10 protein-coding genes and 1 pseudogene are annotated in these 14,971 nt (G+C 27.2%); 9 read left to right on the forward strand and 2 right to left on the reverse strand.

What is annotated here, in order from left to right:
- Positions 1-593 precede the first annotated feature (593 nt).
- The 7 genes from ACRC28_RS10185 to ACRC28_RS10215 all read left to right on the forward strand — a co-directional run bounded on the left by ACRC28_RS10185 (position 594) and on the right by ACRC28_RS10215 (position 7,470).
- Positions 594-1,268, forward strand: a complete 675-nt coding sequence (locus ACRC28_RS10185) for a hypothetical protein (protein WP_438543342.1) — start codon at positions 594-596, stop codon at positions 1,266-1,268.
- Between the two features lie 123 nt (positions 1,269-1,391).
- Complete coding sequence (locus ACRC28_RS10190; protein ID WP_438543343.1) at positions 1,392-1,970, forward strand: SIMPL domain-containing protein; 579 nt, start codon at positions 1,392-1,394, stop codon at positions 1,968-1,970.
- A 175-nt stretch (positions 1,971-2,145) separates the two neighbouring features.
- Complete coding sequence (locus ACRC28_RS10195; protein ID WP_438543344.1) at positions 2,146-3,255, forward strand: hypothetical protein; 1,110 nt, start codon at positions 2,146-2,148, stop codon at positions 3,253-3,255.
- Positions 3,256-3,280: 25 nt separating this feature from the next.
- Complete coding sequence (locus tag ACRC28_RS10200; protein WP_438543345.1) at positions 3,281-3,889, forward strand: DedA family protein; 609 nt, start codon at positions 3,281-3,283, stop codon at positions 3,887-3,889.
- A 157-nt stretch (positions 3,890-4,046) separates the two neighbouring features.
- Complete coding sequence (locus ACRC28_RS10205) at positions 4,047-4,853, forward strand: hypothetical protein (protein ID WP_438543346.1); 807 nt, start codon at positions 4,047-4,049, stop codon at positions 4,851-4,853.
- A 333-nt stretch (positions 4,854-5,186) separates the two neighbouring features.
- Positions 5,187-5,894: an ABC transporter ATP-binding protein gene (locus ACRC28_RS10210; RefSeq protein WP_438543347.1), complete on the forward strand. Its 708-nt coding sequence runs from the start codon at positions 5,187-5,189 to the stop codon at positions 5,892-5,894.
- Complete coding sequence (locus ACRC28_RS10215) at positions 5,887-7,470, forward strand: hypothetical protein (protein WP_438543348.1); 1,584 nt, start codon at positions 5,887-5,889, stop codon at positions 7,468-7,470. The genes ACRC28_RS10210 and ACRC28_RS10215 overlap by 8 nt, the downstream gene beginning before the upstream one ends.
- Before the next feature lie 44 nt (positions 7,471-7,514).
- Here the strand turns inward: ACRC28_RS10215 and ACRC28_RS10220 are convergent, their stop codons facing one another.
- Together ACRC28_RS10220 and ACRC28_RS10225 are read right to left on the reverse strand one after the other, a co-directional pair.
- Positions 7,515-8,552, reverse strand: a complete 1,038-nt coding sequence (locus ACRC28_RS10220; RefSeq protein WP_438543349.1) for a hypothetical protein — start codon at positions 8,550-8,552, stop codon at positions 7,515-7,517.
- A gap of 2 nt (positions 8,553-8,554) precedes the next feature.
- Positions 8,555-10,450, reverse strand: coding sequence for a hypothetical protein (locus ACRC28_RS10225; protein ID WP_438543350.1), 1,896 nt, complete (start codon positions 10,448-10,450; stop codon positions 8,555-8,557).
- Between the two features lie 215 nt (positions 10,451-10,665).
- On the opposite strand from ACRC28_RS10225, the gene ACRC28_RS10230 reads away from it, so the two are divergent.
- The gene (locus ACRC28_RS10230; RefSeq protein ID WP_438543351.1) at positions 10,666-13,323 is read left to right on the forward strand and encodes a glycosyl hydrolase family 18 protein; all 2,658 of its coding nucleotides are present in this window, start codon (positions 10,666-10,668) and stop codon (positions 13,321-13,323) included.
- 384 nt (positions 13,324-13,707) lie between these two features.
- Positions 13,708-14,971 (forward strand): annotated as a pseudogene (locus ACRC28_RS10235) (hypothetical protein); the annotation flags it as partial.

Here is a 14,971-nt window from a genome sequence, read left to right on the forward strand (position 1 = left end):
TCGTGTACTTTTTCTACATTATATAACAAATTTCGAGTAAAAGGATAAAAAAATAAAAATTTTAACAAAATAAAAGAGAAGGCTATAGGAAACTGCCTTCTCTTAGGGGTTGTGTAAGTAGAATGTATATTATAATGTAAAGGAAATTAAGAATGTTTCATTAATATCCTAAAGTATTCATATGAAATAATTCATATGGTATTTCGAATTATGTTATGTTTATTGCTGCGATTGATTCAAAATATAGTGGTTCTACTAGTATTTTAATTAGTGGTTTGTTAGTTAGTAAATTTATACTTTAGAAATATTAATAATAGGTTACTTACACAAAAGGAAATAAATCATTTCCTTATGTAAAATATTCTATAAAAACCAAAAAAACCCTTTTAAAAAATATGAAAAATAAATAAATTCTAAAAATTTAAAAAAAGATGCTATTATTTAACAAAGAAGAAGTAAAAATGCAGATTAAATAGTAATTTAATAATAAATAAAGTTTGAAAAAAGTAATAGAAAATTGAAAAATAGAAAATACTAATATTATAGATAGTTTTATAGCTGAAACTATTAAAAATAAATAGGAGGTATTTTTTATGAAAAAATTACTAGGACTTGTAATAGCAATTGGAATTTTATCAATAGCACTTGTAGGATGTGGAGAAGATAAAACAAAAACACCAACTCCAACACCACCAAGTACATCAGAAAAGCAAGGAACAGTTGATGATGGAACAACTAAAAGTACATTAACAGGTGTGTTTAACAAGACATATACTATTGGGAAGGACGGTACAGATGTTTATGGAACACTTACTATCTCAAATCCTACATTAGTACATAAAACTGATAGTTCAGGAAAAGCATATATTGAAGTGAATATTCCATTAAAACTTACTAATAAAGCAAAGGTAGCCGTAGAGCCAATGACTTTATTAAATGATTTAACTATCGATAATAATTACAATATCTATCAAGACCAATTAAAATTAAAATCATTACAAACTGACGCAATTGTAAAAGGAAATACAGATAAAGATGACCAATATTATTATCTTGGAGTATTTAATAAAGGTTTAAAAATGGTTAATGGAAAACCAATGCTTGAGCCAGGTCAAAGCGTAGATAGTTACTTTAGATATATAGTAACTACTGATGATATCGAAACTGATAAATTAAAAACTAAATTTGATGATTTATCATTAAATGATTTTGAATTTATTATAAATGCTAAAAATGGAAATGGATATACTGTAATTTCAATGAATTAAATTATATTTAACAAAAAACTCTCTTTAAGGATTTAAATAACTTAAAGGGAGTTTTTCTTTGGTAATATTAGAATAAATAAAGAATAGGATAAGTATATATAAATTTTTGGAAAGGTGATTTTTTTGAAAACTATAAAAGTAAGAGGGACAGGAAAAGTTTTAGGAAAGGCTAGTAGTGCAATTATATTTTTTAAAATAGCGAAGACTAGTAATATATATAATGAGGCTATAAATAGTCTAAATGAAGGGATTTACGAAATTATAGAAAAACTAAAAGGGTTAGGAATAAAAAAAGATGAGCTTAATACAGTAGATTTTTTTGTAGATGGAATAGATGGAGGATTTTATTCAAGTCATAAGGTTTCTGTAAAAGTAAAAAATGAAGGCAGAAATATAAATAATGTTCTAGAAGTATTGGTGAAAAGTGGACATAATCCAGAAGTGAATGTTTATTTTAAGTCAGATGAGGAAGAGAGTTTAAGAGAAGAAGCTTTAATTAGAGCAATTTTAGATGGAAAAAAGAAGGGCGAAATTATTATAAAATCTTTAGGCGGAAAAAAGGTTAATATTTTAGAGGTTACATATGATGGAGAAGAAATTTCAAGAGAGATGAGTATAAAAAACAAAAATGGATATAATTACAATAAAATCTTTGAGGAAATAGAGTTTATTGAGAAGATAAATATAGTTTTTGAGATATAAATATTAAATTATTATTAATATGATAAGATGTAATTTATTTATTATGATTTATTCATTAAAAAATAGTATTATAGACTAGAAATGTATTTTAAGAAAGTTATATAAAAATTTTTTAAAAGATATTTCAAAAATAAGGAGGAAAAGCAAAATTAGTTATTTTGCCTTATAGATAGATATGTTTTGTAATGAATGTGGAAAAGATATGGGAAATACAAAAGAAAAAATTTGTAGAGATTGTAAGAAAAAAGCTCTAGAAGAAAAAACAATGTTTATGAGTAAAGAAAAGATAGAAGAAGCTTTAGAAGAAATAAAAACAGATGAAGAAGTAGATAATAGTAAAATACTAGAGAGTGAGGCTCTTTCAGAGGAAGAAGAAAAAGAAGAGTTTTTAGAGGTAAAAAAAAGAACTGAGAAAAGTAAAGAAAAAATAGAAAAACTTAAAAAGAACATAGAAGAAAAAACTGATAAAGGTATAAAGAAGATAGATATTTTTCATATATTTGATGATGAAGAAAATGAAGACGAATATGATGAGGATTATGGAGACATACCAATCCAAGCTACACAAAAAATAAATAGTAAAGATTTGACTAATGATAATGAAACTTTGAATTCTAAAAAAAATAGAGGGAAAAAAGTTCAGAAGAAAAAAAGTAAAAAGAAAGCAGATAAAAAGAAATATATTAAAATTATTATAGGAATTATAGTTGTTTGCCTTGTAGGGGTTGTAGGAATTACAGGATATAATGCTTTAAGAAGTAATATTATAAGTAGTGATAATATTAAACAGCCATTAAATAATGGAAATGGAATAGAGCAAAATAAAGATTATAATAAGAATAATGCTATAGATAAAAATAATAACAAAGAAGAAAATATAAATAAAGATAATGGAATAAAAGTAGATAAAGAAACTAATGAGCATTTTAATACTGATAATGCACAAAAACCTAATGAGAATACTGGAAATAAAGATGAGCAAAGTGGAAATACTGAAGGAAATAAACCTAATGTAACAGTGCCAGATAAAAATCAAAGTGGTGATACAGGAAATAATAGTGGAAGCACTACTACCACACCTACAAAGCCAGAAGGCAATGGTGATACAACTCAACCAGATCAGCAGAAGCCTATAGTTCCAGAAACACCTGAAACTAATAATAAGCCAAGTGGAGGAAATACAAGCGGTACACAGAATACAACAAATCCTGATAGTACACAAAATACAACAACAAATAGTAATACAAGTAATACTAAGGCAGTTATTGCAAAGAGCAGTAATTAATACCTTTGAAAGTAGAGGATTTTTTATGGATATACAAGAAATGATAAAAACATTTATTATAAATTATGGGATGATAAGCGTATTTGTTTTAGTTCTTCTAGAATATGCTAGTGTACCACTTCCAAGTGAGGTTGTGCTTCCATTTATAGGAATAGTTGGAGCTTTACATGGAATTAGCTTTTTTGAAATACTTATTATTTCACTTATAGCAGGATTATTAGGTTCAATAATAACTTATGCAATAGGATATATTTTTGGAGAAAGATGTTTAGAATTTATAACTAGAAAGTTTCCAAGAACAAAAAAGGCTATAGATGCAAGTTATAAATGGATAGAAAAGTATGATAAAAGTGCAACATTTTTATCAAGATTAGTTCCAGTAGCTAGAACATTTATTTCAATTATAGCTGGAGTTGTAAAAATGAAGCCTACTCCTTTTATAATATTTTCAACAATTGGAATAGCTATATGGAATGCACTTTTAATAGGACTTGGATTTTTCCTTGGAAATAATACAGCATTAATAGATACGATTTTACACCAATATTCTTTAGTTGCAGGTGCAATCGTAGTATTAGTTATAGCATTCTTAGGATATAAAAATAGAAAAAAATTAAAAGAATTATTTAAATAAGAAGAGATGCAGATTCTGCATCTCTTTTTAAAATGGAAAAATTAAGCAAATATGATTCTTAAATAAAAATTAAGTTACAATATTGTAATATAAAAGAAAAAATATATTTGCATATAAGTGATATAGTCATTATAGAAAGTTATAAAGGAGAACATAAATGGCAAGCATAAGAAAAAGAAATTTGCTAGGAATAGTATTGCTCTTAGCGTTTATAATGATAAGAATTCTTTTATACTATTTACAAAGTCAAAAAGGATTAATTCTTATAAATCCATATATATATTGTATAGTTGATATATTAATTATAATAAGTACATTAACATTTGTTTATGAAGATAAAAAAATAAGAAAGATAATTTATATAATTGTTTCTATATTGGTATTATTTAACATTGGATTAATGTGTGACAAAATGGAAAATGCGAAGAGTGTTTTTTTTAACTCAAAAGAGATAAAAGTACCTGTAGTTATACAAATAGAAAATGAAGAAAATAGTTCTGAGATTTACGTGTATGAAATTAAGTATGGAATATTTTCAGAAGTTAGAGATATTATTTATAGCAATGAAAAAATTCCACTTAATACTGAAATGGACATAAAGTGGATAAATGATAATCTTCTATCAATTACATATAAAAGCAATAATACTATAACAGAGAAAATTGCATACTTTGGACCTAGTGAAAAGAAATATATAAATTTAATAAATAATATTAAAGGAACCTGGCAAGCTCTAAATGGAGATAAATTAACAGTAAGCAATGAGGATATAGAATATGTACAAAATGGGAAAAGATATATGTACCCTCTTGATTCATCAGATGAACAAAATAATTTTTCAACAGTTATATATGGAAATTATTCAAAACCGTCAATTACTATAATAAAAGAAAATGATGAAAATATTCTTGTTGGAGAAGTGAAGTTTGGAGAAGAAAAAGAAATTTTAATGAGTAAAAAATAATGAAACCTTGTACGCAAAGCTGTGTACAAGGTTTTGTTTAATTACATATTTTCTTTTCTTCCTTCACTACATATAAAAATGCGATTGTGCAGAAAGTTAATTCTACTAATAAAGCAATCTCCATCATTTTTTTATCCCCCTATTGTTTAAAAAGTTAAAATAGATTTTTTTTGAAATCCTATTCATATTTTTAGTATAACATAAATTGTATAAAAAGTTTTAAGAAAATTCATTATATTGAAAAAATAGTGGTTATTTTACATAAAATGGTTGAAACTTTTAGGCGTTTGTTATATATTATATATAACAAATATATAAATGAGAGGTAAATTTATGCTTGAAATAAGAAATTTTTCAAAGAGTTACTTAAAAGGAAATAAAGCAGTAGATAATTTAAATTTAAAAATTGAAAAGGGAGAAATTTTTGGGTTTATAGGTCATAATGGAGCAGGAAAGACAACTACTATAAAAGCTATAGTTGGAATTTTAGAAATAGAAGAAGGTGAAATCTTTGTAAATGGAATATCTGTTAAGGAAAATCCAAATGAATGCAAAAAGATAATTGCTTATGTACCTGATAATCCAGATATATATGAAAATTTAACTGGTATACAGTATCTTAACTTTATATCAGATGTATTTAAGGTAGAAAATAGAGAAGAGACTATAAAAAAATATGGAGATGAGTTTGAACTTACAAATGCTTTAGGGGATTTAATATCTTCATATTCTCATGGAATGAAACAAAAGCTTGTGTTAATATCAGCATTGATTCATAAGCCAAAGCTTTTAATTTTAGATGAACCATTTGTAGGGCTTGACCCAATAGCATCTCATAAAATAAAAGAAATAATGAAAGAAATATGCAAGGAAGGTTCATCAATATTCTTCTCAACTCACGTTTTAGAAGTTGCTGAAAAAATCTGTGATAAAGTTGCAATAATAAAAAAAGGACAACTTGTTGCAAGTGGAGAAGTAAAGAAGATTATTGGAGACAGTTCACTTGAGAAAATATTTATGGAGCTAGAAGAAGATGAGTAGATTTTTTAGTTTAATTAAATATGACTTTTTAAATTCTTATAATGTAAATAATTTTATAAAGGGTAAGAATGCTGTATGGAAAATCTTGCTTGGAGCATTTTTAAGTGTTTACTTTATAGTTTTGTCTTGGATATTTAACAATGGACTTATGAAAGATGCAGCTAAAATAGGACAAGGAGATGTAGCATTAAGTATGGGATTACTAACTTGTACTTTAGCTATATTAGGTCTTGGAGTAATAAAGCTTGCAGGAGCTATATTTGGAGGTAAGGATTTTAGCATGTTAACTGCAATGCCTTTAAATAAGAAAAGCATTATAGTTGCAAAGGTTATAAATATTACAATACCAACTTTTTTGATGACAGGAGTATTTATAATCCCAAGTTTAGTTTCATACTATTTAAATGCACCTAATGTAGATAGTCTATTTTTAATAAGAGGAATAATTTTAATATTTTTTATTCCTTTAGTTCCAACAGCAATAGCAACACTTATTGGGTCATTATTACTTTATGTAAGTAGTAGATTTAGATATAGAAACTTTATAACTATTGGAATGTTTTTAGTATTTATTTTATTTATGATGTTTTTCCCTATGCTTGTAGGAGAAGAATTTATAACTAATATAATGCAAACAAGTTCAAAGATGACAGATGTATATTCAGCTATATATCCTTTAAATAATTTCTATATTCAGTCTTTAATAAATGGAAATATAATGTCAATGCTAATTTTTATGGGAATATCAGCAGGAGTTTTTGGAGTATTTGTACTAATAGTAGATAAAGTATATTTAAAGATAAATAGTAGACTTTTAGAAACTAATAGAAAAAATAACTTTAAAATGACAAAGCAAAAAGAAACTGGAGTGATTCATTCTCTAGTAATAAATGAAATTAAAAAGTACTTTTCTATGCCAATGGTTTTAGTGAATCTTGTAGTTGGAGGAATTCTTTTTATTGCATATGGATTTATGGCAATTTTTATGGGAGAAAAATCTATAGAAATGATTTTTGAAACTGCAATAGATCCAAGCCTTAAAATTGGAATATTAGTTTTAGTTGGAACATTCTGTGTTTTAACATCTATAACTACAGGAAATACTATTTCTTTAGAAGGAAATAAGTTTTGGCAACTTAAAACTCTTCCAATAGATGTACTGGATATTTTTAAATCAAAGCTAATTGTTAGCATGATGATAATAGTACCAACAACTTTAATTGGGTCTATATTAGTTGGAATTGGGCTTAAGCTTAATTTTTTAGAGATAATATGCGCAATTATTATAATTTTATTAGTAGGAACCTTTGGAAGTATGATAGGACTTGTAATAAACTTAAAATTCTGTAATTTAAATTGGACATCTGAAATTGCAGTAGTTAAAAGAAGTGCATCAACAATGATAATGGTTTTTGGAGGACTTGGAATAGTCTTTTTAGCAGCCTTCTTATATATGAATATAGAGATGGACATATATGTTTATTTAAGTATAATAACTGGAATCATAGTTATTGGAAATATAATTGCATATAAGCTTTTAACTACATTTGGAGTTAGAAGATTTAAAGAATTGTAGAAATTAAAGCAGGGATATCTTAAAGGATATGCCTGCTTTTAAGTTTAGGGATTAATAATTAATTCATCAAATATTGAACGCTGGATTAAGTCTGTTAAATCTAATGATGTTATATCAAAATCAGTGGCATGGAATAAAACCAAATTAAAATAATTAGTTTTTATAATTTTACATATAGAAGGTGAAGTAGATTCAGCTCTTTCAAGAAAAAAGCTATTTTTAGAAAATAACAAAGTCTTTAATTCAGTATACTTAGTAGTAATTGGTGAAAGCTCTACACAAAGTGGCTCAGAATCTAAAGTATCAGTAGAAGTTTCTATTGATAAAAAGCCTTCTGAGGGTAATGTTAAAGTATACTCGTCATTAAATTTAAAAGAGTTTAAAAAGAGCATATCAGAGCTATTACCTAAATATAATGAAAATTTATCTAAAGACGAAGATTTGATTTTTAAATTTATAAGCCCTTTTTTATGAAAATACAAAGGTATTATATTTTTACTAGTTATAATAGCGTTAAAATTTGAAGCTGAGTTCTTAATAAAAGAATCCTTTGAAAGACTTTTATTAAGAACAGATATATTAATACGTTGTTCTTTAGAACTAAAGGTTTTTGAAGTTTTCTTTATTTTTTCATAATCTGCATAAGATAGTGGCTTTATATCTGAATGGTCAAAGGTGAAGAAAAGAAAAGCTTCATCACTATGTTCTAGTATATTATTATTAACATCCTTATTTAAGGTAAAGGATTTTAAAGTGAATTTTAAAATATCATTATTTTCAATTGAAATACTTTTTAAAATACTATTTAAAGAGGATAATTCGTAAATACTCAGGGTTTGTTCTAACTTAATATTTCCTAAAATATCTTCAATTGAAAAATTAATTTTGCTATAAGGTTTAAAGTTTTTAAATTCTTCTAAGTAAAGGTTAGTAAAGGTTAAAGTATTATCTAAGAAGGAAACTTTTATAAGGTCTTCCTCCCATAAATTTTTACTAAAGTTATCAGGAGAAATTACTCCATGAAATACTAAAGTTTTAGTATCTACTGTATTAACTAATGATTTTATAAATAACGAATTCATTACTAGACCTCCTTAAAATCTTCTTTTTTCATAGTAGAAATATGAGAAAAGATATTGCTAAATAATGAAAAATTACAGTCTATATCTTTAAAAAAGTCTTTATTAAAAATATAAACGCTAAAATACTTTGAAATAACTAAAGAATCTTCTAAGGAAGAATCCTTTGACAAGGTATTTTTAAAATTCTCAATATTGTTAAAGATAATATTAGATTCTTTTATATTATCTCGTTTATTAAGGCTAATTAGATTTCTATAACAAGTATCTAATGGCTTAAATAGCACCTTAATTTTGGTATTGTCTTTTTGTAGCTCTTTTAAATCAATAAAGATAATTCCTTTTGAAGGGATATTAAATTTATGTTGAATATTTGTATTAAAGGTATCTAATTTTTCTAACTTATTCTCATTTAAAAGATATAAAGTATAGGTTGAATTTTTTTCAGTAGAAATTGAAATTCTACCAAAGCCTTCTTCAAAAAAGTAAAGAGGTAAAACATACTTAGATGTTAAGAAAAATGTATCCTCAAAAATATCTTTTAAATCATAATTGTTAGGATTTATTTTATTTAAATTTGTATTAAATAAAAATGCCTTATTCTTATTTTTATAGTTAGTATAAAGGCTTACAGGTAAAGTTTTTATACTGTCTTGTTCTAAAGATACAGATACTTCACTATGGTATTTTAGATCTTTAGATAAAGGTATTAATAAATTTCCAGTTTCATTTGTATATTTTGACCTTGTATCACCTATGTTTATAGTTGCATTTGAGTTTTGGTAAACAGATTTTATATATAATAAATTAAAATCTAGTGAAATTTCAGGGTCTATAATTCTAAAAATTTCTTTTTCTGTAACATAAAGAGTAATATTTGAAATACTATTACGCTGAGAAGAAAATTTAAAAATTTCATAAGAGCTTTTTAGTGAAATATAGAAATTACCTTTGATTTCAATATTATTTAAACTATCAATTAAATCTGAATCAGTAGCATCCCCAGTAAAGTCTTTTTTTAATAAAACTGTTCCATCTTCATTAAAAATGAAAAGAGAAAATAAGGTGTCTTTAAAATTTGCAAAAACCCCTGTAGAATAGGATAAAACCTTGAATTTCCTTGTATATAAATCAAATGTTAGTTTGTTAAGCTTACAAGGAATATTGTAAATACTATAGATATTTATGGAGTTTTTCAATGAATATAAGGATAAGGGGTGAGTTACCTCAACATGGTGTGGAAGAGATGTATCAGAGCTTATCTTTAATTTTATACCTAAAGGCAATAAAGGTAATACTTGAGTAAAATATCCAAAATCATTTGTCATTACAGAGTAAACTGTATCAAGATATGAAATAGATATATCTGTATTTTTAGAGTAAATTCCAGAAACTATCACTGAATCATCAGTAGAGATAGCTTTTAAATTAATGAATTTATTTTCTAATTTAGTTAAAGTTCCATTTAATATTTTAAATGAAGATACTTTGAATAAAGATTTTTTATTATAAATTTTATTTTCAAATTTTGAAAGTTCATAAAGAGTGGTTTTGATGGAAACTATATCCATCTCATCTAAGGTGATATTTTTTAGAATATCATTTGAATAATCTAAAAAATAACTATTGATAGAAAATTCTGATTTTTTTACACCAAGATTATTTTCTATTACAATAGAGAAATTTATAAATTCAGAATAATAAATATTTAAAGTTTTATATAGTTTTTTAAGTTCTAATCTATAGTCTTTACTCAAAGTTAAAGAAAATATAGAATCCTTGAAAAGAATCGTATTTTCTAAATGCTCATTATTTTTTGTATATATAAGCCCTTCGAAGAAGAGCGAGTTTTTTTCTACACTTGATAAATTGTTTTCTATAAGAAGAATGGTATTTTTCATAATCAAGTTTTCCTCCTAAAGTTTAATTAAATAAAATATATAAATATAATAGCAGAAAAACACGAAAAATAGCAAAGATAAAAGTAAAGTTATATTAAAAAAAATAAATTTGAAAAATTATCTAAATATTCTGAAAAATTTATTGAAAAGGTTTAAATAATATTATAAAATTTAATTGTTAATAATTTACAATTATAATGTAGGGGGAGAATATTTTGAAAAGAAAAAAATTATATGAAAGTATTGCATTTATGTCAGCTTGTCTTGTAGCAGCAGGTATTTTTGGAACTTCAGCAAGTGCACAGGACATAAAAGGAAAGATGTCTAACAAAGAAACTACAGAAATTTCACAAAAACAAAGTGTAAAAAGAAATGTTATGTATTATGGAGATTGGTCAATTTGGGGAGGAGAAGATAATTTTTATCCAAAAGATATTCCAGCAGATCAATTAACACATTTAAATTACGCATTTATGGACTTTGATGCAAATGGAGAATTAAAATTTACAGATTCAGATGCAGCACTTGATGCAAATGTAGGAATGGATGGAGTAACATGGGGAGATGAAAACTCAGGTCTTTTAAATGCATTCCAAGACTTAAGAGCTAAAAATCCAAATTTAAAGCTTGGAATTTCACTTGGAGGATGGTCAAAATCGGGAGATTTCTCAGAAGTTGCAGCTAGTAAAGAAAAGAGAACTAATCTTATAAATAACACGCTAGCATTTATAAGATATACAAATATGGACTTTGTAGACATAGATTGGGAGTATCCAGGATTAGTTAGAGATCCAGATACAGTTGACAATCAAAATGATGAGGGAACAACAAAATCAAGACCAGAGGACAAAGAAAATTATATTATTCTTTTAGAAGAGTTTAGAGCTGCTCTTGATAAACAAGGAGCAGAACTTGGAAAAACTTATGAATTATCAGTTGCTCTTCCTTGTTCAGTGGAAAAAGTTGATATGGGAATAGATGTAGATAAATTATTTAATGCAGTAGATTTTGCAAATATTATGACATATGACATGAGGGGTGCTTGGGACAAGCAATCAGGGCATCAAACACCTTTATATACAAATCCAAATGATCCTCATAAAGGAAAAGGACTTTCAGTAGATGAAAGTGTTAATTACTTTATATCAAAAGGAGCAGAACCAGAGAAAATTGTAGTAGGAGCAGCTTACTATACAAGAGGATGGGAAAAGGTTTCAGATAATGGAGGCGATAAAAATAATCCAGGACTTTTTGGTGAAGCAGCAGTTGTAAATAAAGATGCTGATTTAAGACCAACACCAGGAGCTCTTAATGAAGCACCAGCAAAAGTTGGAGATGGTGGAAGAATGGGAGGCGTTTGGTCATATAGATCACATGATGAATTAAAAGCAAAATATCCAAAGCTTAAAGAATACTGGGATGATTCTGCTAAAGCACCATATCTTTATGATCCAAATGGAGGAGCATTTTTCACATACGATAATGTAAGATCAATTGAAGAGAAAGCAAACTATGTAAATAAAAATGAATTAGGTGGAATGATAGCTTGGATGGCATCACAAGATAAACCTACAAGTGGAACAACTCGTGATGAACTTACAAAAGCTACAAAAAATGCTTTATTTGGAGCAGGCGATTTAACAGAGCATGAAATCGTTTATGATGAGTTAGATTTAAGTATAACTATTAAGCCGTACAAGGAACAATGGGGAAATGGTCAAGGGTATGATATAACAATTAAAAATAATGAACTTCCAAATGAAAAAAGTGCTGTGTTAAAAGGAGTTGAAAGAGGAGCTGAAACAATTAAAAATGGAAAGCTTTATATAAAAACTAATGGAAACAAGGTAATTGGAGGAGATCACACAGCAGGTAGTGTAACTCAAGAAGGTGAGTATAGTGTTGTTGACTTATCTACAAATTATGAAGGGAAATTAGTAAAACAAGGCTCAAGTTATAAAATGAGACTTAAAACAGAAAAAGCACCAACTGATTTAAGTGGAATAGAAAGTATCCATTTAACTCAAAGAGTAATGCAAAAAGGAGCAGAGATTGGTAAACAACTTCTTTATGGAAAAGAAGGACCATCTGTAAATAAAGCACCAACTCTTTCAGGAGTAAATGATGTAACTGTAACTAAAGGAACAGCATTTGATAAGAAAAAAGGAGTTTCGGCTATTGATGACAAAGATGGAGATTTAACTTCAAAAATAGTTGTTACAGGGGATGTAGATACAAGCAAGGTTGGAGAATATAAGGTAACTTATGCTGTAACTGATAGTGAAGGCTTAAAAACTGAGAAAGTTAGAAAAGTAACAGTTGTAGATGAACCGGTAGTAGAAAATACAAAGCCAGTTATTACAGGGGCTAATAATGTAAAAATTGAAAAAGGAAGTAAATTTGATAAAGCTGCTGGAGTTAAAGCAAATGACAAAGAAGATGGAGATTTAACTTCAAAAATAGTTATTACAGGGGATGTAGATACAAGTAAAGTTGGCGATTATAAAGTAACTTACACTGTTGCAGATAAAGAAGGATTAGAAGCTTCAGTAGAAAGAACTGTAACAGTAGTAGAAAAAGATACTCCACCAACAGGAGATACTTATGATGCTAATAAAGTATATAATGCTGGTGATAAAGTAATCTATAAAGGTAAAGAATACACTGCTAAATGGTGGGTTAAAGGAGAAGCACCAGATAAAAGTGCAGCTTGGGAAGTAACACCTGAGATAGGATCAGATGGAACACAAATTTATGTGCCAGGAAAGGCTTACAATGGTGGAGATGTAGTTTCTTATAATGGAGTTAAGTATAAGGCTAAATGGTGGACTAACACTGTGCCTGGTAGTGATGAGTCTTGGAGCAGGATTTAATTAAGAATTAAGAATTGAGAATTAGGGGGATTTGCAAGCAAATCTGTGTGAGGGACTCAAAATTTGCCTGGAGACAAATTTTATCGTGAAGAATGCTTTTTAGTTAAGAATTAACAGGGAAAAAGTAAGAGTTGATGGGGTTTGATGGGAAGTTTTTGGGGGAACTCAAAATTTATCTGGCGATAAATTTTATCGTAGGTGAAGTTTTTAATTAGAATGGGAAATTAAGAGTGTGTGGTTGAGGGAAGGAGTTAAGAGTTATAAGAAGTAATGATTGGATTAATTTAGGATGACTTTCAAAAGAGTTTTGAAATGTGGTTTAGATTGAATTTAAAAAGCTTTTAATTCTTAACTCTAACTTCTTACCTAAAAAAAGGGGGATTTATGAGAAAGTTAAGAAAAGGAATATCAATTTTTATAATGATTGCTGTTGTTCTAGGAATTATGCCTACTAAGTTTGTATTTGCTGCAAGTAGTGGAGTTCCTGGAAAACCATCATTAACTCATAATCAATGGGGGAGTGATGTAGATGGTAATTATGACTTAACGCTTAATATGTGGTATGGAAATAATGCTACTAGCTTTAAAGTTTATGAAAGATTTGGACCTAAGGGGGATTTTACTGTTATCAATGAAGGTAAGCTTGCTGATAATACTCCAAGTCCACAAGCTATAGTAACAGAGGTTAGAGGAAGAGAGAAAAATGGTATTTATTATTATTATGCAGAGTTTATAAATAGTTTTGGAACTGTTAAATCAGATACAATTGAAGTTTCTGTTGGAGCTTCTGAAAAAGCTAATATTTATATTGATAAAATAGATGATAATGGAGTTCAAACTCAATTTACAGTAGAGCAAGGAATTACAGAATATAAGTTAACTCACGTAAGTGGAAAAAATGAAGGGTTTGACGTAATTTCTAATAATAGAGATTCTGTAGTTGCAACTGTTAATGGAGATGTATTAAAAATTGAAGCTAAAAGTCATGGTAGAAGTGGAATAAAGATAATTGATAAGAAAACTGGTGATACTAGACATGTTGGTGTTAGAGTTAAAAAGGCTAATGGAGATTTACCAGGAATGCCTGATTATTTATCAGTTGGACAAGTTTCTGAAGATAGAATTGAAGATTTAGAGTTCTGGAGAGATACAGACCATGATTACACAAATAAAAGAACTGATGTAAGATATATTTACATTAATGGAGGACCATTTTCAGGATGGAGAACATGGACAAGTGAAGATGGAGCAAGAGCCAAAACTTTTATAAAAGAAAGTAAAAAGCAAGGGATGATTCCTTTCTTTGTATATTATAATATTCCAGATGATAAGGAAGATTATCAGGTAGATTTACAACATATAAATGATGAAAAATATATGGAAGCATATTTTAAAGATTTAAAATTTTTCTTAGATATATGTAAAGAATATGGACAAGATGATACAATAGGAATTATTTTTGAACCAGATTTCTTAGGTTATATGATGCAACAATCAGGTAAAAACCCTAATGAGATTTCTGCCGTTGTAGATATGATTTATAAAGCTGGTGTATTAGAAGAAGGAAAAGACCCTAAGTTTGAAAATAATGTAAAGGGTTTAGTTGAAGCTATAAATTACACAGTAGACAAATATTATAAAGAAGCTT

The sequence above is a fragment of the Clostridium sp. genome (genome assembly GCF_051650885.1).
In the GTDB taxonomy this organism is placed as follows: domain Bacteria; phylum Bacillota; class Clostridia; order Clostridiales; family Clostridiaceae; genus Clostridium.

What these genes read in the sequence shown, in the direction of transcription:
- ACRC28_RS10205 (WP_438543346.1), top strand. Translation starts at nt 4,047, where the DNA reads ATGGCAAGCATAAGAAAAAGAAATTTGCTAGGAATAGTATTGCTCTTA.
- ACRC28_RS10200 (WP_438543345.1), top strand. Translation starts at nt 3,281, where the DNA reads ATGGATATACAAGAAATGATAAAAACATTTATTATAAATTATGGGATG.
- ACRC28_RS10185 (WP_438543342.1), top strand. Translation starts at nt 594, where the DNA reads ATGAAAAAATTACTAGGACTTGTAATAGCAATTGGAATTTTATCAATA.
- ACRC28_RS10215 (WP_438543348.1), top strand. Translation starts at nt 5,887, where the DNA reads ATGAGTAGATTTTTTAGTTTAATTAAATATGACTTTTTAAATTCTTAT.
- ACRC28_RS10210 (WP_438543347.1), top strand. Translation starts at nt 5,187, where the DNA reads ATGCTTGAAATAAGAAATTTTTCAAAGAGTTACTTAAAAGGAAATAAA.
- ACRC28_RS10225 (WP_438543350.1), bottom strand. Translation starts at nt 10,450, where the DNA reads ATGAAAAATACCATTCTTCTTATAGAAAACAATTTATCAAGTGTAGAA.
- ACRC28_RS10220 (WP_438543349.1), bottom strand. Translation starts at nt 8,552, where the DNA reads ATGAATTCGTTATTTATAAAATCATTAGTTAATACAGTAGATACTAAA.
- ACRC28_RS10195 (WP_438543344.1), top strand. Translation starts at nt 2,146, where the DNA reads ATGTTTTGTAATGAATGTGGAAAAGATATGGGAAATACAAAAGAAAAA.